At 68.2% G+C, this 19,748-nt stretch carries 17 protein-coding genes; 8 read left to right on the top strand and 9 right to left on the bottom strand.

Translation table 11 applies throughout. The features are described from left to right. Positions 1 to 47: 47 nt before the first annotated feature. The 3 genes from ACM2ZB_RS12170 to ACM2ZB_RS12160 all read right to left on the bottom strand — a co-directional run bounded on the left by ACM2ZB_RS12170 (position 48) and on the right by ACM2ZB_RS12160 (position 3,278). The gene (locus tag ACM2ZB_RS12170) at positions 48 to 431 is read right to left on the bottom strand and encodes an H-NS histone family protein (RefSeq protein WP_313438935.1); all 384 of its coding nucleotides are present in this window, start codon (positions 429 to 431) and stop codon (positions 48 to 50) included. A gap of 222 nt (positions 432 to 653) precedes the next feature. Next, positions 654 to 2,345 carry a proline--tRNA ligase gene (locus tag ACM2ZB_RS12165; protein ID WP_416055610.1) on the bottom strand — a complete coding sequence of 564 codons (1,692 nt, stop codon included), beginning with the start codon at positions 2,343 to 2,345 and terminating at the stop codon, positions 654 to 656. A 555-nt stretch (positions 2,346 to 2,900) separates the two neighbouring features. Beyond that, a complete protein-coding gene (locus ACM2ZB_RS12160) occupies positions 2,901 to 3,278 on the bottom strand; it encodes a DUF4124 domain-containing protein (protein ID WP_416055609.1) in 378 nt (125 codons plus the stop codon). Between the two features lie 80 nt (positions 3,279 to 3,358). Between ACM2ZB_RS12160 and pssA the strand changes: the two genes are divergently transcribed. The 3 genes from pssA to rimI are packed head-to-tail and all read left to right on the top strand — an operon-like array spanning position 3,359 to position 5,129. Next, complete coding sequence (pssA, locus tag ACM2ZB_RS12155) at positions 3,359 to 4,135, top strand: CDP-diacylglycerol--serine O-phosphatidyltransferase (RefSeq protein WP_313443208.1); 777 nt, start codon at positions 3,359 to 3,361, stop codon at positions 4,133 to 4,135. Positions 4,136 to 4,188: 53 nt separating this feature from the next. Then, positions 4,189 to 4,635 (top strand): hypothetical protein, encoded by a 447-nt coding sequence (locus tag ACM2ZB_RS12150; RefSeq protein WP_313443263.1) that lies wholly within the window; start codon positions 4,189 to 4,191, stop codon positions 4,633 to 4,635. Next, positions 4,632 to 5,129 carry a ribosomal protein S18-alanine N-acetyltransferase gene (gene rimI / locus ACM2ZB_RS12145; protein WP_313443210.1) on the top strand — a complete coding sequence of 166 codons (498 nt, stop codon included), beginning with the start codon at positions 4,632 to 4,634 and terminating at the stop codon, positions 5,127 to 5,129. Before ACM2ZB_RS12150 ends, rimI begins: the two co-directional genes overlap by 4 nt. A 45-nt stretch (positions 5,130 to 5,174) precedes the next feature. On the opposite strand, the gene ACM2ZB_RS12140 is transcribed toward rimI, so the two are convergent. The 4 genes from ACM2ZB_RS12140 to ACM2ZB_RS12125 all read right to left on the bottom strand — a co-directional run bounded on the left by ACM2ZB_RS12140 (position 5,175) and on the right by ACM2ZB_RS12125 (position 10,976). Next, positions 5,175 to 5,996 carry an EamA family transporter gene (locus ACM2ZB_RS12140; protein ID WP_416055608.1) on the bottom strand — a complete coding sequence of 274 codons (822 nt, stop codon included), beginning with the start codon at positions 5,994 to 5,996 and terminating at the stop codon, positions 5,175 to 5,177. A gap of 80 nt (positions 5,997 to 6,076) precedes the next feature. Then, positions 6,077 to 8,905: a valine--tRNA ligase gene (locus ACM2ZB_RS12135; RefSeq protein ID WP_416055607.1), complete on the bottom strand. Its 2,829-nt coding sequence runs from the start codon at positions 8,903 to 8,905 to the stop codon at positions 6,077 to 6,079. A gap of 72 nt (positions 8,906 to 8,977) precedes the next feature. Beyond that, the gene (locus ACM2ZB_RS12130) at positions 8,978 to 9,403 is read right to left on the bottom strand and encodes a DNA polymerase III subunit chi (RefSeq protein WP_313443216.1); all 426 of its coding nucleotides are present in this window, start codon (positions 9,401 to 9,403) and stop codon (positions 8,978 to 8,980) included. A 94-nt stretch (positions 9,404 to 9,497) separates the two neighbouring features. After that, positions 9,498 to 10,976, bottom strand: a complete 1,479-nt coding sequence (locus ACM2ZB_RS12125; protein ID WP_416055606.1) for a leucyl aminopeptidase — start codon at positions 10,974 to 10,976, stop codon at positions 9,498 to 9,500. A 104-nt stretch (positions 10,977 to 11,080) separates the two neighbouring features. Between ACM2ZB_RS12125 and lptF the strand changes: the two genes are divergently transcribed. The 3 genes from lptF to ACM2ZB_RS12110 all read left to right on the top strand — a co-directional run bounded on the left by lptF (position 11,081) and on the right by ACM2ZB_RS12110 (position 14,221). Next, a complete protein-coding gene (gene lptF, locus ACM2ZB_RS12120) occupies positions 11,081 to 12,163 on the top strand; it encodes an LPS export ABC transporter permease LptF (RefSeq protein ID WP_313443220.1) in 1,083 nt (360 codons plus the stop codon). After that, positions 12,160 to 13,266 carry an LPS export ABC transporter permease LptG gene (lptG, locus tag ACM2ZB_RS12115; protein WP_416055605.1) on the top strand — a complete coding sequence of 369 codons (1,107 nt, stop codon included), beginning with the start codon at positions 12,160 to 12,162 and terminating at the stop codon, positions 13,264 to 13,266. The genes lptF and lptG overlap by 4 nt, the downstream gene beginning before the upstream one ends. A gap of 97 nt (positions 13,267 to 13,363) precedes the next feature. Then, a complete protein-coding gene (locus ACM2ZB_RS12110; protein WP_416055604.1) occupies positions 13,364 to 14,221 on the top strand; it encodes a hypothetical protein in 858 nt (285 codons plus the stop codon). A 75-nt stretch (positions 14,222 to 14,296) separates the two neighbouring features. On the opposite strand, the gene ACM2ZB_RS12105 is transcribed toward ACM2ZB_RS12110, so the two are convergent. Continuing rightward, on the bottom strand, positions 14,297 to 14,788 hold the full coding sequence (locus ACM2ZB_RS12105; protein WP_313443228.1) for an RDD family protein: 492 nt from the start codon (positions 14,786 to 14,788) through the stop codon (positions 14,297 to 14,299). A gap of 56 nt (positions 14,789 to 14,844) precedes the next feature. On the opposite strand from ACM2ZB_RS12105, the gene xerD reads away from it, so the two are divergent. Continuing rightward, positions 14,845 to 15,822, top strand: a complete 978-nt coding sequence (xerD, locus tag ACM2ZB_RS12100) for a site-specific tyrosine recombinase XerD (RefSeq protein ID WP_416055603.1) — start codon at positions 14,845 to 14,847, stop codon at positions 15,820 to 15,822. A 100-nt stretch (positions 15,823 to 15,922) separates the two neighbouring features. Next, entirely contained in the window at positions 15,923 to 16,705 is a 783-nt protein-coding gene (locus tag ACM2ZB_RS12095; RefSeq protein WP_313443233.1) for a DsbC family protein, read from the top strand. A gap of 124 nt (positions 16,706 to 16,829) precedes the next feature. Here ACM2ZB_RS12095 and ACM2ZB_RS12090 read toward each other — a convergent pair whose 3' ends face one another. After that, on the bottom strand, positions 16,830 to 18,944 hold the full coding sequence (locus tag ACM2ZB_RS12090; protein ID WP_416055602.1) for a glycosyl hydrolase family 18 protein: 2,115 nt from the start codon (positions 18,942 to 18,944) through the stop codon (positions 16,830 to 16,832). Between the last annotated feature and the right edge of the window lie 804 nt (positions 18,945 to 19,748).

Here is a 19,748-nt window from a genome sequence, read left to right as displayed (position 1 = left end):
AACGCCGGCTTTCGCCGGCGTTCTTCATTCCAACCTGATGCTGGGCCTCAGGCCTTCTTGATCAGGAAGTCTTCCGGCTTCTTGCCGCCCTTGGCGGTCAGCTCGGCCATCCAGCGCGGCTGCTTGCCGCGGCCGGTCCAGGTTTCCTTCGGGTTGGCCGGATTACGGTACTTCGGGGCGACCTTGCCCAGCTTGCGACCTGCCGTCTTGGCCGGTGCCTTGGTTGCTTTTGCAACCTTGCGCGCGCGCGGGGCCGGGGCATCACCGAACAGTTCTTCGATGGTGTAACCCTCGGTCTTGGCCAGCTTGCTCAGCTGGGCACGCACCTTGGCGATCGGGCGGCGCTTGGCGACGATGGTCTGCTGCTTCTTTGCGGTACGGATCAGGGCGCCCAGCTCACGTGCCGACAGGCCGCTCAGGTCGATGCTCATCAACGATTACTCCGGAAACTAATTTAGGGACAGGGACGAGCCGGTCCGTGGCGTCGCGGGACAGAATAATGACGAATTAATCCCAGCACAAACATCGGCAGTCGCGACATGGCGGCCGGATGGCCCCAATGCGTCCATTTTGACCGGATTATGTTCGTCGCCATTTTGCTGGTGCGCACAAAACAGACAAAAAAAGACCGGGGCAGGCCCCGGTCTTTCTGGTCAGCCCTGCAGTCGCTGCAGCAGGGCGGCCTTGTCCAGGCTCTCCGCCTCGGCGGCGCGGCGCGAGCGGTATTCGTAGGTGCCGGCGGTCAGACCGCGCTCGCTTACCACCACCCGGTGCGGGACACCGATCAGCTCCATGTCGGCAAACATCGCGCCCGGGCGCAGGCCACGGTCGTCCAGCGCCGCATCCAGGCCTGCATCACGCAGTTCCTGCAGCAGGCCGGCCGCGGCATCGGCCACGCCGGCATCGCCCTTCGGGTTGATCACGCACACCACCACCTGCCACGGCGCCATCGCCTCGGGCCAGATGATGCCGGCGTCATCGTGGTTCTGCTCGATCGCGGCGGCGACCACGCGGGAAATACCGATGCCATAGCAGCCCATCGCCATCACCGCGGCCTTGCCGTTCTCGTCCAGCACGGTTGCGTCCAGCGCTTGGGCGTACTTGCGGCCCAGCTGGAACACGTGGCCAACCTCGATGCCGCGGGCGATTTTCAGCTCGCCACCATCCACGGCACGGTCGCCGGCCTGCACGTTGCGGATGTCGGCCACTTCCGGCTCGGCCAGATCGCGGCCCCAGTTGACGCCGGCCAGATGGAAGCCGGCCTGGTTGGCACCGACGACGAAGTCGGCCATGGCCGCCACTTCACGGTCGGCCACCACGCGGATGGCCTTGGCCGGCGCGACCGGGCCGAGGAAGCCCGGCACGCTGCCCAGGTGCTCGGCGATTTCCGCCTCGCTGGCAAAACGCTGTTCTTCCAGGCCGGCAACCTTGCCCAGCTTGATCTCGTTGACCTCATGGTCGCCACGCACCAGGGCCAGCACGAAGCCTGCCTCGGTCATCAGCGCCACCGACTTCACCGTGCGGGTCAGGTCGATGCCGAGCAGGGCGGCAACGTCCTCGCAGGTCTTCTGGGTGGGGGTGTCGACCTTGCGCATCGCCTCGGCAGCGGCCGCACGCGGCGCCGGATCGGCGGCCACGGCGGCTTCCATGTTTGCCGCGTAATCCGAACCGGTGGAGAACACCAGCGCATCCTCGCCCGAATCGGCGATGACGTGGAATTCCTGCGAGGCATCGCCGCCGATGGCACCGGAATCGGCCTGCACCATGCGGAAATCCAGGCCCAGGCGGGTGAAGATGCGGCTGTAGGCCGCCTTCATGTTTTCGTACTCGCGCACCAGGCACTCATCGTGCAGGTGGAACGAATAGGCATCCTTCATCAGGAATTCGCGCGCACGCATCACGCCGAAACGCGGGCGGATCTCGTCGCGGAACTTGGTCTGGATCTGGTAGAAATTGACCGGCAGCTGCTTGTAGCTGGACAGCTCGCTGCGCGCGAAATCGCAGGCGGCTTCTTCGGCGGTGGGGCTGTAGCAGAACGTCTGGTCCTTGCGGTCCTTGATCTTCAGCAGCTGCGGGCCGAACTTTTCCCAGCGACCGGTCTGCTCCCACAGTTCCTTCGGCTGGATGGTCGGAATCTGGAATTCCACTGCACCGGCGCGGTCCATTTCCTCGCGCACGATACGCTCGACCTTGCGCAGCACGCGCAGGCCCAGCGGCGACCAGGTGTACAGGCCCGATGCCAGCTTGCGGATCATGCCCGCGCGCAGCATCAGCCGGTGGCTGGTCAGCTCGGCGTCGCTGGGGGTTTCCTTGGTGGTGTGCAGGTGGAACTGGGAGAGGCGCATCGGCGGCTTCGGATAACGGCAGAGACGCCTATTCTGCCAGCCCGGCCGGGGGGTGGGGTACTGGCAGGGCTTGCAGCCCTGCACCCGCTTGGAGCGACGGCAACGTCAACGTCAACGTCAACGTCAAAAGCGGGCTATCCGTGGGTTGGCGGGGTGGGTCCGGTTGCGGGGGACGGCGCAAGTACGTCCCTGTAGCCTCGGTCGCGCCATCCATGGCGCTCACGCCCCCGCAACCGGACCCACCCCGCCTTCGACAGTTTCCCGCGATCTGCCAGAACGGCACGGGCTCCGACCCCAGATTCAGTTCGATATCCGAGAGATTCATCCACGCATGGCGTGGATCTACTGGCCGCCGGCCAACTGTCAGAGGCGGGGCGGTGTGGGTGGGCAGGACCGCAGGCGCCATGGATGGCGCCTACGAGCCCCCATGGACGGGTTTACGGCGTGTCCTGCCCACCCACACCGCCCCGCCATCCCACGGATACCCAGCTTTTGACGTTGCCGTTGCTCCGGCTTGAAGCAGGTGCAGGGCTGCAAGCCCTGCCGAACCCCCCATTAGCTGGCCGGGGGGCAGTAGGCTTTGATGGCGGCTTCGGCCAGGCCCTTCTGCGCGGTGCGCTGTTCCGGGGTCAGGGCCGTGTCGGCCTTGCCATCGCCATCGGTGTCCTGCATCACCGGGCCGCTGCCCTCCAGCAGGGTCACGTTGGCACGCGCGGTGCTGCACTGCTCCGGCACCGGGGCCGCTTCCGCAGCGGGCGCCGCCGGGGTCTGCGGGCTGCGTGCCTGCTCGCGGGTTTCGTATTTCGCCCCGGCCGGGGGCGTCTCCGAATACTGGGTCACGCCCTTGGCGTCCTTCCATTTATAGACAGGCCCGGCCACCGCATTGGCACTGGCCAACAGCAGCAGGCAACCCAGGCAGGACAAGGCGCGCATGGCAAACTCCACGGAATGGGCGTAGAACGCCGATTGCAGCATTGCCGCCGACCGCTGGCAAGTCGATTAAACTGGATTCCATGGACCCGATCACACCGCCGCCGCGTTCGCGCACGATTTACCTGCTGCCCAACCTGTTCACCACCGCCGGGCTGTTCTCCGGCTTCTACGCCATCATCGCGGCGGCCAATGGCGATTTCGTCAATGCCAGCATCGCGGTGTTCGTGGCGGCGGTGATGGATGGCCTGGATGGTCGCGTCGCGCGCCTGACCGGCACCAGCAGCGAGTTCGGCGTGCAGTACGACTCACTGGCCGACCTGGTCAGCTTCGGCATGGCTCCGGCGCTGGTGATGTACCACTGGTCGCTGTCCTCGCTGAAGCTGGACGGCGAACTGCTGGGCCGGGTCGGCTGGGCGGTAGCCTTCCTGTATGCCGCCTGCGCCGCGCTGCGCCTGGCCCGCTTCAATACCCAGGTGGCCGTGGTCGACAAGCGCTGGTTCGTCGGCCTGGCCAGTCCCGCCGCTGCGGGCCTGATGATGTCCTTCGTCTGGGCCTTCGCCGATGGCAACCTGGGCTGGGACGGCAACGAGCTGCGCTTTGTCGCGCTGGCGGTCACCCTCATCGCGGCCCTGCTGATGGTCAGCCGCATCCGCTTCTGGAGCTTCAAGGGCGGTGCCGCCAAGGGCACCCGCTCCGACCGCGTGCCGTTCCTGGTGCTGGCGCTGGTGCCGATCGCCATCGCCATCGCGGTCATCGATCTGCCACGTGTGCTGTTCGTGGTGGGCATCCTCTACGCGCTGTCCGGCCCGGTGATGTGGGCCCTGCAGCGCCTGCGCAAGAAGCCCGAGGCGGCGTGAGCCAGGACCTGCCCGTGCTGTGGTCCCCGGCCCAGCAGGCCTGGCTGCAGGCCATGGGGTACACGGTCTTCCACGACGGCCAGCTGGCGGCCGAGCTGGATGCGGCGCTGCAGCTGAGCGTGGCCGAGGCCGACGCCGCTGCTGCTGCGGTGGCACCGGCGCGCGCTGAAGCGCCACGCAGGATGCCGCGCGACGATGCGCCTGCAATGGACCGGCCGGAACGTGCGGCACCGCCGCCGCGGACCACGCCGGTGGCCGCCCCCGATACCGCGCCCGCCGCGTCCCGGCCGCAGCCCAGTGGCAATGCGCGGCAACCGTCGGTGCGCCTGCCTGACCGCCTGCAGATTGCGCTGCTGCGTGCTTCCGGCTGCAACCCGAGCGATCCGGCCACCCAGGCCCTGATGGAAAGCTGGCCGCTGGAGCAGTTGCGGCGTGACCCGAAGGCCAAGCGCGCGCTGTGGCCGCAGCTGCGGGCGCTGCGCAAGCGGGGCGCGCCATGAGCGCGGTCGCCCAGCCGGGTCCGGTCTCGCTGCGCGCCCTGCGCGAAAGCGACCTCAATGCCGTCATGGCCATCGAAGTGCGGGGTTATCCGTACCCGTGGACGCGCGGCATCTTCCTGGATTGCCTGCGCGCCGGTTACCCCGGCCTGGCCATGGAGCGTGACGGCCTGCTGGTGGGCTACGGCATGCTCAGCCTCGCCGCCGATGAAGCGCATGTGCTGAACATCTGCATCGACCCGCTGGAGCAGTCGCACGGCCTGGGCCGGCAGCTGATGCGCGCGCTGGTGCGCCTGGCTGGCGACCGGGGGGCGCAGCGGGTGTTCCTGGAAGTGCGCCCATCCAATACCTCGGCACTGGCGCTGTACCACAGCGAAGGGTTCAACGAGATCGGCCGCCGACCACGCTATTACCCGGCCGCACAGGGCCGCGAGGACGCGCTGGTGATGGCGATCGAGCTGGTCGGCGACGACCCGCAGGTCATGCCGCCGCTGTAAGGGCGAAGGGTTGCCGGCCAGCGGCCGTCACTGCTGGAGCGTTGCTTACGCCATCCGCAGCGCCAGCACGCCAGCCACGATCAATCCCGCTGCCAGCCAACGCACCCGCGGCACGCGTTCGCGCAGCACGAACACCGAGATCAGCAGCGCGAACAGGATCGACGATTCGCGCAGCGCCGACACCATTGCCACCGGCACCTGGGTCATTGCCCACAGCGCCATCGCATACGACGCCGTGGTGCCGACGCCACCGGCCACGCCCAGCGGCCAGTGCTGGCGCGCATAGGCCAGTACCGCACCGCGCCGCGTGTACAGCGCCCACAAAGGCAGCGGAATGCCCGACAGCAGGAACAGCCACATCGTGTAGCTCAGCGCGCTGCCGGACTGGCGCGCGCCCTGCGCATCGACCAGGGTGTAGGTGGCGATCATCAGCGCGGTCAGCAGTGGCAGCCCAAGCTGGCCTCCACGTGCACCCAGGGCCATGCAGAGGATGCCGGTGCTGACCAGCAGCACGCCCAGCCACGCCGCCGGCGGCAGGGATTCGCCCAGCAGGGTGCCGGCCAGGGCCACCAGGATGGGCGCACAGCCGCGCATCAGCGGGTAGGCCAGGCTCATGTCCACCTGCTGGTAGCAGCGTGCGACCAGCCCGTAGTAAGTGACCTGCAGCAGCACCGACGCGGCCAGCCACGGCCAGCTGTGCGCGGCGGGCACGGGCAGGAAGGGCAGGGCGGCGGCGGACAGCAGTGCGGCGCTGCCGGTGACCAGCACGGTGCCAAGGAATTTGTCCGGCCCGCGTTTGACGATCGCGTTCCAGCTGGCATGCAGGGCGGCAGCGGCAAGGACCAGCAGGAAGAGGGAAAACGGCATTGCCCGATGATGCCATGCGGCGGAAATGGAAACGCCGGGCAGTGCCCGGCGTTTCCGATTCCACTTGAACCACTCCGGCGTTACAGCTTCGCGCGCTGTTCCTGCAGGCCGGCCAGCTGGGTGTTCCAGTCAACCAGGCGCACGCGCTCCTGCTCGACCACCGCCGGCGGCACCTTGTCGGTGAACTTGGCCAGCTTGGTCTCGCTCTTTTCCTTCTCGCCTTCCACGCGCTTGATTTCCTTGTCCAGGCGCGCACGTTCGGCGTCGAGATCCACCAGGCCTTCCAGCGGCACCAGCAGCTTCAGCTCGCCGACGATCGCGGCGGCGGCCGGCGGTGCGCTTTCACCTTCGGCCAGCCACTGGATGCTGTCCAGCTTCAGCAGGAACGACAGCGAGGCGCTGAAGCGTTCGATGCGCACGCGGTCCTGCTCCAGCCCGGCCTGCAGGCGCAGCGGCACCAGCTTGGACGGGGCGACGTTCAGTTCGCTGCGCACGCGGCGCACCGCACTGATCACCGCCTTCAGCCATTCCACGTCGGCTTCGGCCTGGGCGAAATCGCCTTCGAACTCGGCCGCGGTCGGGTACGGGCGCAGCGACAGCGTGGTTTCGGCCAGGCCCAGGCGCGGGGCCAGCTGCTGCCACAGCTGTTCGGTGATGAACGGGGTCAGCGGGTGCAGCAGGCGCAGCAGCGCTTCCAGCACGTACAGCAGGGTGTGGCGGGTGCTTTCGGCATCGGCGGCGTCGGCACCGTTCAGGGCCGGCTTGCTCAGTTCCAGGAACCAGTCGCAGAACGCGTTCCAGGCGAATTCGTACAGGCACTGCGCCAGCAGGTCGAAGCGGTAGGCGGCGAAATGGCCCTGCGCTTCGGCGGTGGTGGCGGCCAGGCGCGCGAGGATCCAGCGCTCGGCATCGGTACGCGGCTTGGGCACGCCGGTGAACGCCGCGCCTTCAGTGTTCATCAGCGCGAAGCGGCTGGCGTTCCACAGCTTGTTGCAGAAGTTCTTGTAGCCTTCCGCGCGGTTCATGTCGAACTTGATGTCGCGGCCGTGGGTGGCCAGCGCGGCGATGGTGAAGCGCAGCGCATCGGCACCATGGGCAGCAATGCCGTCCGGGAATTCCTTGCGGGTGGCCTTCTCGATCTTCTCCACCATCTTCGGCTGCATCAGGCCGCCGGTGCGCTTGGCGACCAGGTCGTCGATGGTGATGCCGTCGATGATGTCCAGCGGGTCGAGCACGTTGCCCTTGCTCTTGGACATCTTCTGGCCCTGGCCGTCGCGGATCAGGCCGGTGAAGTAGACGTCCTTGAACGGGATCTTCCCGACCAGGTTGTCGGTGGCCATGATCATGCGCGCCACCCAGAAGAAGATGATGTCGAAGCCGGTGATCAGCACCGACGACGGCAGGTAGCGGTCGAAGCCGCGCTCGGCCATCGCCTGTTCGTTCGGCCAGCCCAGGGTGGAGAACGGCCACAGCTGCGAGGAGAACCAGGTTTCCAGCACGTCGCTTTCCTGGTTCAGCACCACGTCGCTGCCGAGGTTGTTCTTCGCGCGCACTTCCTCTTCGCTGCGACCGACGTAGCAGTTGCCGGTGGCGGCGTCGAACCACGCCGGGATGCGGTGGCCCCACCACAGCTGGCGGCTGATGCACCAGTCCTGGATGTTGTTCATCCAGTGGCGGTAAGTGTTGATCCAGTTCGGCGGCACGAAGGCGATGGTTCCGTCTTCGACCAGTTCCAGGCCACGCTTGGCCAGGTCGTCCATCTTCACGAACCACTGGTCGGTCAGGTACGGCTCGATCACCTGGCCGGTACGGTCGCCGCGCGGCACCTGCAGCTTGTGCGCCCTGGTCTCGACCAGGATGCCCAGGTCTTCCAGCTCGGCCAGTACCGCCTTGCGCGCGGCGTAGCGGTCCAGGCCCTGGAAGCGTTCCGGCGCATTTTCATTCAGCGCCGCCACCGGGGTGAACAGGTTGATCATCGACAGGCTGTGGCGCACGCCGACTTCGTAGTCGTTGAAATCGTGCGCCGGGGTGACCTTGACCACGCCGGTGCCGAACGCGCGGTCGACGTAATCGTCGGCGATCACCGGCACGCGACGGCCGGTCAGCGGCAGCACCACGCTCTTGCCGATCAGGTGCGCATAGCGCTCGTCTTCCGGGTGCACCATCACCGCGGTATCACCCAGCAGGGTTTCCGGGCGGGTGGTGGCCACCACCAGGTAGTCGCGGGTTTCGCGCAGGGTTTCCACGCCGTCGGCATCGCGCTCGACGTGCTCGTAGCTCAGGCCTTCATCCAGCGTGTAGGCGATCGACCACAGGAAGCCGTCTTCCTCGGCGCTCTCCACTTCCAGATCGGAAATGGCGGTCTTCAGCACCGGGTCCCAGTTGACCAGGCGCTGGCCGCGGTAGATCAGGCCCTGCTCGTACCAGCGCACGAAGGCTTCGTTCACCGCAGCCGACGGCTGCGGGTCCATGGTGAAGGTGCTGCGCGACCAGTCGGCGGAGGTGCCGAGGCGGCGCATCTGGCGCTCGATGGTGTCGCCGGACTGCTGCTTCCACTCCCAGACCTTGCCGATGAAGCCCTCGCGGCCCAGCGAATCGCGGGTCTCGCCCTTGCCTTCCAGCGCCAGGTTGCGGCTGACCACCATTTCGGTGGCGATGCCGGCATGGTCGGTACCGACCTGCCACAGCGTGTCGTAGCCGCGCATGCGGTGGTAGCGCACCAGCGCATCCATCAGGGTCTGCTGGAAGGCGTGGCCCATGTGCAGCGTGCCGGTCACGTTCGGCGGCGGCAGCAGGATGGTGTACGGCTCGCCCGTGCCGGACGGCTTGAAGTGGCCGGCCTTCTCCCAGGCCTCGTAGAGGTCGGTCTCGAAGGACTTCGGGTCGTAGCTGGAGGCGAGTTGGGTCATGCGGGGGAACCAGGAGGTAATCGTTGAAGGATCAGGGCGCGGCGGCGGCCCATCAAGGGGGCCGGTGCGGCCTTACATGTCGTGCTTGTTCAGGTCGTAGCCGGCGGTCTTGTACTGGCGCCAGCGCTCGCGCAGCGGCTCGCGCGCTTCCGGGTCGGCCGGCACCACTTCCAGCACGCGCTCGCACTGGCCCAGCCAGGGGTCGTCGCGCAGGTTGATCACCAGCGGCCGCACCGGGGCTTCGTCGCCGGGAATGGAGATCAGCACTACGGCTTCCTCCTCGTCCACGTCCTCGCCCACGATCTGGTGCGGGATGTAGGCGTCCTCGTCGAAGGACCAGAGCAGTTCGTCCAGTTCCTCGGCCTGGGCCTGGTCACGCGCCAGCACCAGGGCGGGCAGCCCGGCGTCGTTGGCCTTGCGCGCCAGCTCGCAGACCAGGCGCAGGGGCTCGGTCAGGAAGCGGGGCTTGGCGATCAGGTAGAAATCAGCGCGGGGCATGGCAGGGTCCGGGTCGGGCAGGGGCCCGGCATGCCGGGCAGGCAGGCCGGAGGATGCCCCGGCCGGCAGGCGCCGGCCAGAGGCAGGTACGGCATCAGGCGCGGGCAACCTGGTCCAGCAGCCACTGGCTCAGCAGGCCGACCGGGCGGCCGGTGGCCATGCCACGCTTGCCTTCATCGCTGGCCACGCCGGCAATGTCCAGGTGCGCCCAGCGCTGGCCTTCGGCGAAGCGCGACAGGAAGCAGCCGGCGGTGATGGCGCCGGCCCAGCGGCCGCCGATGTTGTAGACGTCGGCGAAGCTCGAATCCAGCATCGGCTGGTATTCGTCCCACAGCGGCAGGCGCCAGGCGCGGTCGAACACGTGCTCGCCGGCGGCCAGCAGTTCGTTGGCCAGGTCGTCGTGCTTGCTCATCAGGCCGGCGGTCTGGTGGCCCAGGGCAACCATGCAGGCACCGGTCAGGGTCGCCACGTCCACCAGCGCGGCCGGTTCGAAACGCTGCGCGTAGGTCAGCGCGTCGCACAGGATCAGGCGGCCTTCGGCGTCGGTATTGCCCACTTCGATGGTCTTGCCCGACATCGAGGTGATCACGTCGGACGGGCGGTAGGCATTGCCGTCGATGGCGTTTTCCACCGCCGGTACCACCACCACCAGGTTCAGCGGCAGCCTGGCCTTCACGGCGGCGACGAAGGTGCCGATGACGTTGGCGCCACCGCACATGTCGTACTTCATTTCCTCGATGCCGCCCTGGGTCTTCAGGTTCACGCCACCGGTATCGAAGGTGATGCCCTTGCCGACCAGCACGTAGGGCTTGGCGTCGGCCGCACCGGTCCACTTCAGCACGACCAGGCGCGGGCGGTTGGCCGAACCACGGGCCACGGCCAGCAGCGAGCCCATGCCCAGCGCTTCCATCTGGGTTTCGTCGAGGATCTCGGCTTCGGCGCCGTCATGCTCGCCGGCGAATTTCACGCCCACTTCAGCCAGGTAGGCCGGGGTGCAGTAGTTCGGCGGCAGGTTGCCCAGCTCGCGGGCGAACTCGACACCGGCGGCGATGGCCTGGCCCTGGGCCAGGGCCTGGGCGTCGTCACCGGCAATGGCCAGCTGGGTCAGGCCGGCATCGTCGGCTTTCTTCTTGCCCAGGGTGGCGGTGTAGCGGTAGGCGGCGTGGTCGGCGGCGATCACGGCCTGGCGGATCCCCCAGGCGGCGTCGCGGTCCTTCACGGCCACTTCGGACAGGGTGAACAGCGCGCTGCGGGCGGCGCCGGCCTTCAGCGCGCGCACGGCGTCGCCCACGGCCTTCAGGTACTGCGGCACGCCGAAACGGGCGGCTTCGCCCAGACCGACCACCAGCACGCGGGGGGCGCTGACGCCCGGCAGGTCATGCAGCAGGGTGGTGGCGCCGGTCTTGCCGGACAGGTCGCCGCGCTGGGCCAGGGCGGCCAGGCGGCCACCACTGGCGGCATCCAGGGCCTGCGCGGCCGGGGTCAGGGTGTGGTCGGCGTAGGCGCCAACCACCAGGCAGTCGACGGTGGCGGCGGCCGGAGCAACGTGGTTCAGGGTGAATTCGAGGGCCATTGAGCAGATTCCATTGGCGAGTCCGTACAATCGCAGGCCGTTTACGCCCAGACAGTAGACTGGGCGGCACCGCGAACGAACCCCAGAGTTTAAACCACCGCCCCATGCTGAAGCTCGACCGATACCTGCTGGGCGATTTCGTCCAGAGTTTCCTGGCTACCCTGATCGTCCTGCTGGTGGTCAGCGTGGGCGGCGTGCTGGTGGACATCCTCGGCAACATCGCCGATGGACGGCTGCCGGCCAAGCTGCTGTTTTCGCAGCTGGGCCTGCAGTTCATCGCCTACATGCCCCTGATCCTGCCGCTGGCGCTGATGCTGGGCCTGCTGCTGGCCATCGCCCGCCTGTACCGCGACTCGGAAATGGCGGTGATCACCGCCATCGGCGTCGGCCCCAGGCGCCTGCTGCGCCCGCTGCTGATGCTGGTGCTGCCGGTGGTGGGGCTGGTCGGCCTGTGCTCGCTGTGGCTGGGCCCCTGGGCCGGGCGCACCGCCGAACAGATGATCCAGGACGCCAACCGCAGTGTGCTGATGGCCGGCCTGGAGCCGGGCCGCTTCACCCCCCTGCCCAACGGCGGGGTGGTCTATCTGTCCTCCATTTCGCCCGATGGCACCCAGCTGGGCCGGGTGTTCCTGCAGCGGCAGAAGGATGACCGGCTGGAAGTGGTGTCCGCCGCCGGCGGCCGCATGTACTTCGAAGGGCAGCGCCAGCGCTTCCTGGAACTGGACGATGGCCACCAGGTGGAAGGTCCGGTGGCCGGTGCGCTGGACTACCGCCTGGCCACCTTCGCCCGCAACGATGTCGCCCTGCCTGACGGCGCGCAGACCAAGGCCGAGGATGATCCCGAGCTGATGCCGACCCTGAAGCTGGTCGGCGATGCCCGGCCGGAGGCCCAGGCCCAGCTGCACCGGCGCATTGCCCCGCCGCTGATCGCCCTGGCCTTTGCCCTGCTGACCGTGCCGCTGGGCCGCAGTTCGCCGCGCCAGCAGCGCTATGGCCGCATGATGCTGGCCCTGCTGGCCTACATGGTCGGTACCAACCTGATGTTCATCGGCAGTGGCTGGATCGCCAACGGCAAGATCCCCACGGCCGTGGGCCTGTGGTGGTTGACCCTGCCGCTGCTGGGCCTTGCGGTCTGGATGTATTTCCGCGATGGCCGCCTGGCGCGCCCGAAGGGAGCCCGCGCATGAAGCTGCGCCCGATGCGTTTCGATTTCTACCTGGGCCGCGCGGTGTTCACCACCGTGCTGCTCACCTGGGCGGTGCTGACCGGCCTGGACGTGGTGATGGCCTTCTCCGGTGAGTTCAAGGACATCGGCAAGAACGGCTACTCGCTGGGCCATGCCGCGGCCTGGGTGCTGTACACCGTGCCGCGCCGGGCCTACACCTTCTTCCCCACCGCCGCGGTGATCGGCGCCCTGATGGGCCTGGGCCAGCTGGCGGCGACGTCCGAACTGACCGCCCTGCGCGCGCTGGGCCTGTCGCGCAAGCGCCTGAGCGTCTCGGTCGCGATCGCCCTGTCGCTGCTGACCGGCGTGATGGTCATCAGTGCTGAAACCCTGGGCCCGTGGGGCCAGAACCGCGCCGATGCGCTGAAGATGAGCGCCAAGTGGGGCACCGACATGGCCGTGGCCCGCTATTCGGGCATGTGGGCACGTGAGGGCGATACCTTCCTCAATGCCGCCAGCGGCGAAGAGCAGCTGGTCGGTGACAAGGGCACGCGGCTGATCCTGCGCGACGTGCGCCTGTACCGGATCGCCGAGGACGGCAACATCGCCTCGCTCACCCACGCCGCCACCGCCGAACATGACAAGGACGGCTGGGTGCTGACCGGGGTCAAGCGCGATACCTTCGGCGAACGTTCGGCCACCCGCCAGGAAGCCGCGCGCGAGCCCTGGGATTCGAAACTGGATGCCGCCGCCCTGGCCACCGGCATCGCCAAGCCGCGCAACCTGCGGTTGAGCGAACTGAGCACCAGCATCGAATACCGCGAACGCAACGGCCTGGATGCCCGCGATTTCGAGGATATCTACTGGAGCCGCTGGTTCTACCCGCTGAACGTGCTGGCGCTGTGCCTGGCGGCGGTGCCGTTCGCCTTCGGTTCGCTGCGCAGCGGTGGCATGGGCAAGCGCCTGTTCCTGGGCATCCTGTTCGCGCTGGGCTTCTGGCTGCTGCAGCTGTTCTTCGGCCGCATGGCCGGCGCGCTGAAGTTCGACTACCGCATCGCCTACGCGTTGCCGCCCATCGTCATGCTGGCCGTGTCCGGATTGCTGTTCCGACGCAAGTCCGGCTGATGCCTGCAGCGCCGGGACATGCCCGGCGCCGTTGCCTGCCAGGCCGGGCCTGCGCCCGGCCGATTCACAGTTCCGTGGTTCCACTTCAAGGACGAACATGATTTTCCGCAACCTGCTGCCGTGCATCGCGGCCGTACTGCTTGCTGCCGGGTGCAGCCGAGCGGCCGATTTCGAAATTGACAACCCGACCGACACGCCGCTCACCCTGTCCATCGACCAGCAGGTGCATACCCTGCCGCCGCATACCTCCCTGCCGCTCACCCTGGAGCCGGGGCAGTACCGCCTGCAGGGCGAGAAGATCGGGACCGTGCGCATGGTCGTCTACGCCGATGGCATTGGTGGCCTGATCAACCCGGCACTGGCCGAGTACGTGATCGTCACCGAGCAGTACGTCACCGGCAGGACCAACACCGGCAACCTCGCCTCGAAGGTCGAATTGAACGACGTGGAGATTGAAGGCCCGTTCGTGAAGGCGACCGGCCTGTTCATTCCGCGCCGCTGGGATGTGGGGCTGCTGGGTGAACTGCCCACCACGGTGGTGTCCAACAGCCCGGACACCTCGTCCGACTACCGCACCAAGCTCTACAACATTCCCGGCTTCTTCCAGTATCTGGAAGCCGAGGACGACTTGAAGGACGCCTTCGGGCCGGCCGGTTACCAGACGCCGGCGGCGAAGGTGGCTTTCACCGCCGCCCAGCTGCCGGACCTGCCGGCTGCCTACGAGGCACAAGGCAAACCGATGCGCGAACTGTATGCGCAGTACCTGGCCGCCACCGACGCAGGTGAACAGAAACGCCTGAAGAAGGGCAGCCTGAAGCTCTGGCAGGACTTCGTGAAGACCCGCGCGCAGATGAGCGGACAGGTGCCCGTGGCCGACGACGTGCAGGCCAACGCATTTGCTTCGGCGTTCTTCGACATCTGGACGCAGCCTGCGGTGATCCTGCCGGAAAGCTGATGATGTAGGGCCGAGCCCACGCTCGGCTGCTTTTCCGGCGAGCCCGCGTGCTCCGGGCCGTGCCGGCGGATTTACTCAGCGCTTCGGCATCCGCACCATGCGGGTGCCGCTGGCGCGGTCGTGCCAGGTCAGGCGCTGGCGATCCACCCACGCCCACCAGAAGCCCAGGCCGCCCAGCAGCAGCGACAGCGTGGCCACCGCAAAGCGCAGCCAGAGCTGGCCGCGGCGCAGCGGGGCGCCATCGCGGGATTGCAGCTGCAGGCGCCAGGGGCGCATGCCCAGGGTCTGCCCGCCGCGGCGCCAGCTGGCCGTGGCGTACCCCCCGGTCACCGCCCAGCACACCGCCCACAGCAGCCACTGCCACGCACTGAACGGCGCGATGTTCTCGCGCTGCGCATGCCCGCTGAAGGTATAGGCCAGGGTGAACAGCGTGCCGGCCAGCATCCACAGCGCCAGCACCGGCAATGCGTCGTAGACCATCGCCAGCACGCGCCACGGCAGCAGTGCGCGTGGGCGGGGCGACTCGGTGGCGGCCGCAGGGGCCGCATCGCGGGCGGGGCTGGACATGCAGCGAGCATACGCAAAGCTGGCCGCGCCCGCAGTGGCCCTCGTATCCTGCACGCATGGCCGTGATTTCCACTCCCGCCGAACGCCGCCAGCTGGTCACCCAGCTGCCGGACGTGCGTGCCGACGACAGCATGCGCATCCAGCGCTTCCTCGATGCGATCTGGGCCGAGAACGGCCTGGCGCGGGCCACTCTGGACAGCTACCGGCGCGATCTGGAAGGCCTGGCCCGCTGGCTGGATGGGCGCGATGGCGGCCTGGCCGCCATCGAACGCCCCGGCCTGTTCGATTACCTGGCCTGGCGCACCCGCCATGGCTGGTCGCCACGCAGCAACGCGCGGCTGCTGTCGGCGCTGCGCGCCTTCTTCGCCGATGGCGTGCGCCGTGGCGAACGCAGCGAGGACCCCAGTGCGCTGCTGGACCCGCCCAAGCTGCCGCGCCTGCTGCCCAAGGCGCTGGCCGAAAGCCAGATCGACGCCTTGCTGGCGGCACCGGATATCGACAGCCCGCTGGGCCTGCGCGACCGCGCCATGCTGGAACTGATGTACGCCGCCGGCCTGCGCGTGAGCGAGCTGGTGCTGCTGCCGGCCACTGCGGTCAACCTGCGCCAGGGCGTGCTGCGGGTGACCGGTAAGGGCAGCAAGGAACGGCTGGTGCCCCTGGGCGAGGAGTCGCAGCACTGGCTGGAGCGTTACCTGCAGCAGTCGCGGCCGCAGCTGGTCGGCAAGGGCCGGGTGCAGGCGCTGGCCGACGGGCAGGTGCCGCTGTTCGTCGAGCCCACGCTGCATGCGTTGACCCGGCAGGCATTGTGGCACCTGGTCAAGCGCCACGCGCAGGTGGCCGGCATCGACCCGGCGCGGATCAGCCCGCACGGGCTGCGGCACAGCTTCGCCACCCACCTGCTGAACCGTGGCGCCGACCTGCGCGCGCTGCAGATGCTGCTGGGCCACAGCTCGCTGTCCACCACCCAGATCTACACCCTGGTCGCGCGCGAGCATCTGCAGAAGCTGCACGCCCGCCACCATCCGCGCGGCTGACCTGCGGGGCTGAACCCGGCGCGCGCGCTGTGCGTGGCGTCGCGGCCGGTGGCGGGTGCCTGTGTCAGAATCCGGGGTCTACTTCCCCCGCGGATTGCCCATGTTCCGATTTGCCACCGCTGTCCTGTTCAGTGCGCTCAGCCTGACGGCCTGCGCCCAGCCGGCGCCGCCGGCGGCCAAGGCCCCGGCAACTGCCGCCAAGCCCGCGGCAGCCCCCAATGGCGCCGCCGACCAGGCCGTGCGCGCCGCGCTGACCGCGCTCAACCCGGGCTTCGAGGTCGACTACATCGGCGCCGCACCGTTCCCCGGTTTCCGCGAAGTGGTGGTGTCCGGGCAGCTGCTGTACGTGTCCGATGACGGCCGTTACCTGTTCCAGTCGCAGCCCTACGACACCCAGCTGAAGAGCCCGGCCAACAGCGAAGGCCTGCTTGGCTACCGCCGCCAGCTGCTGGGCACCGCCAACCACGGCGACCGCATCGTGTTCGCCGCGCCCAACGCCAAGTACACCATCAGCGTCTTCACCGATATCGAGTGCGGTTACTGCCGCAAGCTGCACCAGGACATCGCCGAGCTCAACCGCAACGGCATCACCGTCGAATACCTGGCCTTCCCGCGCATGGGGCTGGGCAGCAAGGATTACACCGACATGATTTCGGTCTGGTGCGCGGCCGATCGCCGCCAGGCGCTGACCAATGCCAAGCGGGGCGGCAGCGTGCCGGCCAAGAACTGCACCAACCCGGTGGCCATGCAGTACGCGCTGGGCCAACGCCTGGGCGTGAACGGCACGCCGGCCATCTTCGCCCCCGACGGCACCCAGCTGGGCGGCTACCTGCCGCCGGCGCAGCTGCGCGCGGCGCTGGAGAAGCTGTCGGTCAAGCGCTGAGCGGAACGTCGCCGGGCATGGCCCAGCGCTACCGTGGGATTGACTGGTAGCGCCGGGCCATGCCCGGCGGATGTTGAATCCATGTGGGAGGCCGGGGGGCGTGATGCGTCCCCCGGCTTTTTCCTTATTGCAGGCCGTCACTGACCGCCTTGGTCAGCGTGCCCTGTGCATCGTCACCGCTGAACTCCCAGACGAACGCGCCGCCCAGCCCCTGGGTCTTCACGTAACCCATCTTGCGGGTGATGTTGGCCGGGGTGTCGAAGCTCCACAGCGTGCTGCCGTTGTAGATCCAGGTGGCACCGGCAGTGTTGTCGGTGTAGCCCTGCCAGGCCAGGTTCTTCAGCACCTTCCAGTCTTCAATGCCTGCCTCGTAGGTGCCCGGCGCAGCGCCACCGGCGGTCTGGTACATGCCGTTGTTGCCGTTGGCCACCCCGGTCCAGCCGCGGCCGTAATAGCCAATGCCCAGGTTGAGCTTGGCCGCAGGCACGCCACGGCTGATGAAGGCCTCGATGGCGTCGTTGCTGTTGTACAGCTTCTGGTCGCCGGTGGACGGGTCATTGGGTGAATCGAACAACGCCGACTGGTGATTGGTCTTCGCATCCCACGCGCCGTGGAAGTCGTAGGTCATCACGTTGATGTAGTCCAGGTACGGGTGGTACGCGGCCGGATCGGTCACGCGGATCTTGTCCACGCCCGCACCCACGGCCACGGTCAGCAGCAGGCCCGGACGCACCGCATCGAGCTGGCGGCGGAACTCGGCCATCAGCGCGGTGAAGTTGGCGTTGTCCTCCGGCTTGCCGCATTCGATGCCGCACGCCACCGGGTACTCCCAGTCGATATCGATGCCGTCGAACACGCCCAGCGCCGCACCCGCGCCACCGGCACCGTCGGTCACCGGCAGGTTGCCCTTGATGTAGGCATCGATGCAGGAAGCGACGAAGGCCTGGCGGTTCTCCGGGCGCGCCGCGCTGGAGAAGCCGCGCGACCAGGTCCAGCCACCCAGCGAGATCAGCACCTTCATGCCCGGGTACTTGGCCTTGAGCTGCTTGAGCTGGTTCCAGTTGCCGCGCAGCGGCTGGTCCCAGGTATCGGCGCTGCCGCTCACGCTTTCGCCGGCACCGAAGGCCTTGGTGTAATCGGCGAACGCATCGCCGCCGGCACCGGTGTTCGGGTCCGACGCTTGGGTGATGCCCACTTCGCAGCGGTTGTTGCGCACGTTGCCGAAGGCGTAGTTGATGTGGGTCAGGCGCGCGGCCGAACCGCTGCTGTCGATGTTCTTCACCCGGTAGTTGCGGCCGTAGATGCCCCACTGGGTGAAGTAACCGATGACCCGCTTGCCGGTACCGCCGCCACCGCCGGCCAGGGTGCTGGCACTGACCGCCGTTCCCTGCGCCGAGGCATTGCCGGCATTGTCGCGGGCGCGCACGCGGTAGCTGTAGGTGGTGGACGCGGTCAGGCCGCCATCGACGTAACTGGCACTGGAGGGCGAACCGACCAGGCTGCCATTGCGGTACACATCGTAGCCGGCCAGGCCGCTGCCACCGGTGTTGTCGGTGGACGGGCTCCAGCTGAGCGCGATGCTGTTGGCGGTGCGGGTGCCCACCGCCAGGCCGCCGGGCACGCTGGGCGCGGTGGTATCGCCGCTGGCCGCGTTGACGGTGATGGTGATGGTGGCCGTGCTGCTGGTGGCGTTGTTGTTGTCGGTGGCCACCGCGCGCAGGGTGTGGCTGCCAGCGCTGGCATTGGCCCAGCTGGCGCTGTAGGGCGCGCTGGTATCCACGCCGATCGAGCTGCCATCGCGGAAGAACTCGACCTTGCTGACGCTGCCGTCGGGATCACTGGCGTTGGCGGTCACGTTCACCGTGCTGCCGGCGCTGAAGGTCGCGCCATTGGCCGGCGAGGTCAGGCTGACCACCGGTGGCTGGTTGGTGCCGGTGCCATCGCAGGCGCCCAGATTGGTGTAGTAGGGCGCACCGGCCGGATGGTCCGGCGGCGCGTTCCAGATGTCCTGGTTCGCCCGGTACAGCACCCCTCCCTTCTGCAGGGTGTCACCGGCCCGGTAGATCTTGGCCTGGTCCCACTGCGCCACCCCGGCACAGCTGGCGGCCTGGGCCAGGCCGGGCAGGGCAGCAGCCCCGGCGGCCATGGCCAGCAGCCAGGCCAGGCGGCGCGGGCGGAAGGAGCGGGGGGAGCGTTCGGAACTGCGCACTTCGGCACTCTGCACAAACGGGTCGTACATGGCGTGTCTCCGATCAAGTGGCACACGGGCCCGGTGGCGCCGTGCGTGACGCAGGTCCGGACGTCGCCCGGGAAGGCGACGGTGGGGGCGGACGGGGTACCTGGCGGGCCGGGGAGAGAGTCCGGGGCCAAGTGGGGACAACGTTGTCATCAATTGCGTGGGTAATCCGTGAGCGAGCGCATGGTTCTGGGATTCGGGCATTCCGGCGAAGCGCGGCGCTGGCGCGCGGTTGGCTGCCATCGGCGGAGCCCCCTCGTGGCTGGGGATTTCCGCGAACAGCGGATTTCCGGGGGAGGGCCGGGCGGGTGGGCTGCGCAGGGGACGCTGCAAGTCCCCCTCCGGGGCCCGGCCCAGCCGCTGGCGGCTGTGCGTTCGGGCGCTTGCGAAGCAGTGCTTCGCAAGCAAAGCGCCCTCACCCATGTAAGCTCGTAGGCGCCATCCATGGCGCCTGCGCCCCCTGCGCAACCCACCCGCCCGGCCACGGACAGGTTCCTGCGCGCGCCAGCCACGAAAGACAAAAGAAAAATTCAAAAGCAAAAGCCGGTCGCTGCGCTCTGGATGCCTCTTTCTGCTTTTCGTCTGGTTGCCGGCCAGCGGCCGGCACTACCGCAGAGCATCCACGCATGGCGTGGATCTACTGCAGATCGCGGGAATCTGTCAGGGGTGGGGCGGTGTGGGCTTGCAGGACCGCAGGCGCCATGGATGGCGCCTACGAGCCCCCAGCGATGGGTTTACGGCGTGTCCTGCAAGCCCACACCGCCCCACCCAGCCCGCAGCAGTCCAGTACCGCTGTTGCTCTGGCCG

This window comes from Stenotrophomonas maltophilia, from assembly GCF_047782825.1.
Taxonomy (GTDB): domain Bacteria; phylum Pseudomonadota; class Gammaproteobacteria; order Xanthomonadales; family Xanthomonadaceae; genus Stenotrophomonas.
The sequence above is the reverse complement of the archived record's forward strand: the minus strand, read 5'-3'. Positions and strand labels throughout refer to the sequence as shown.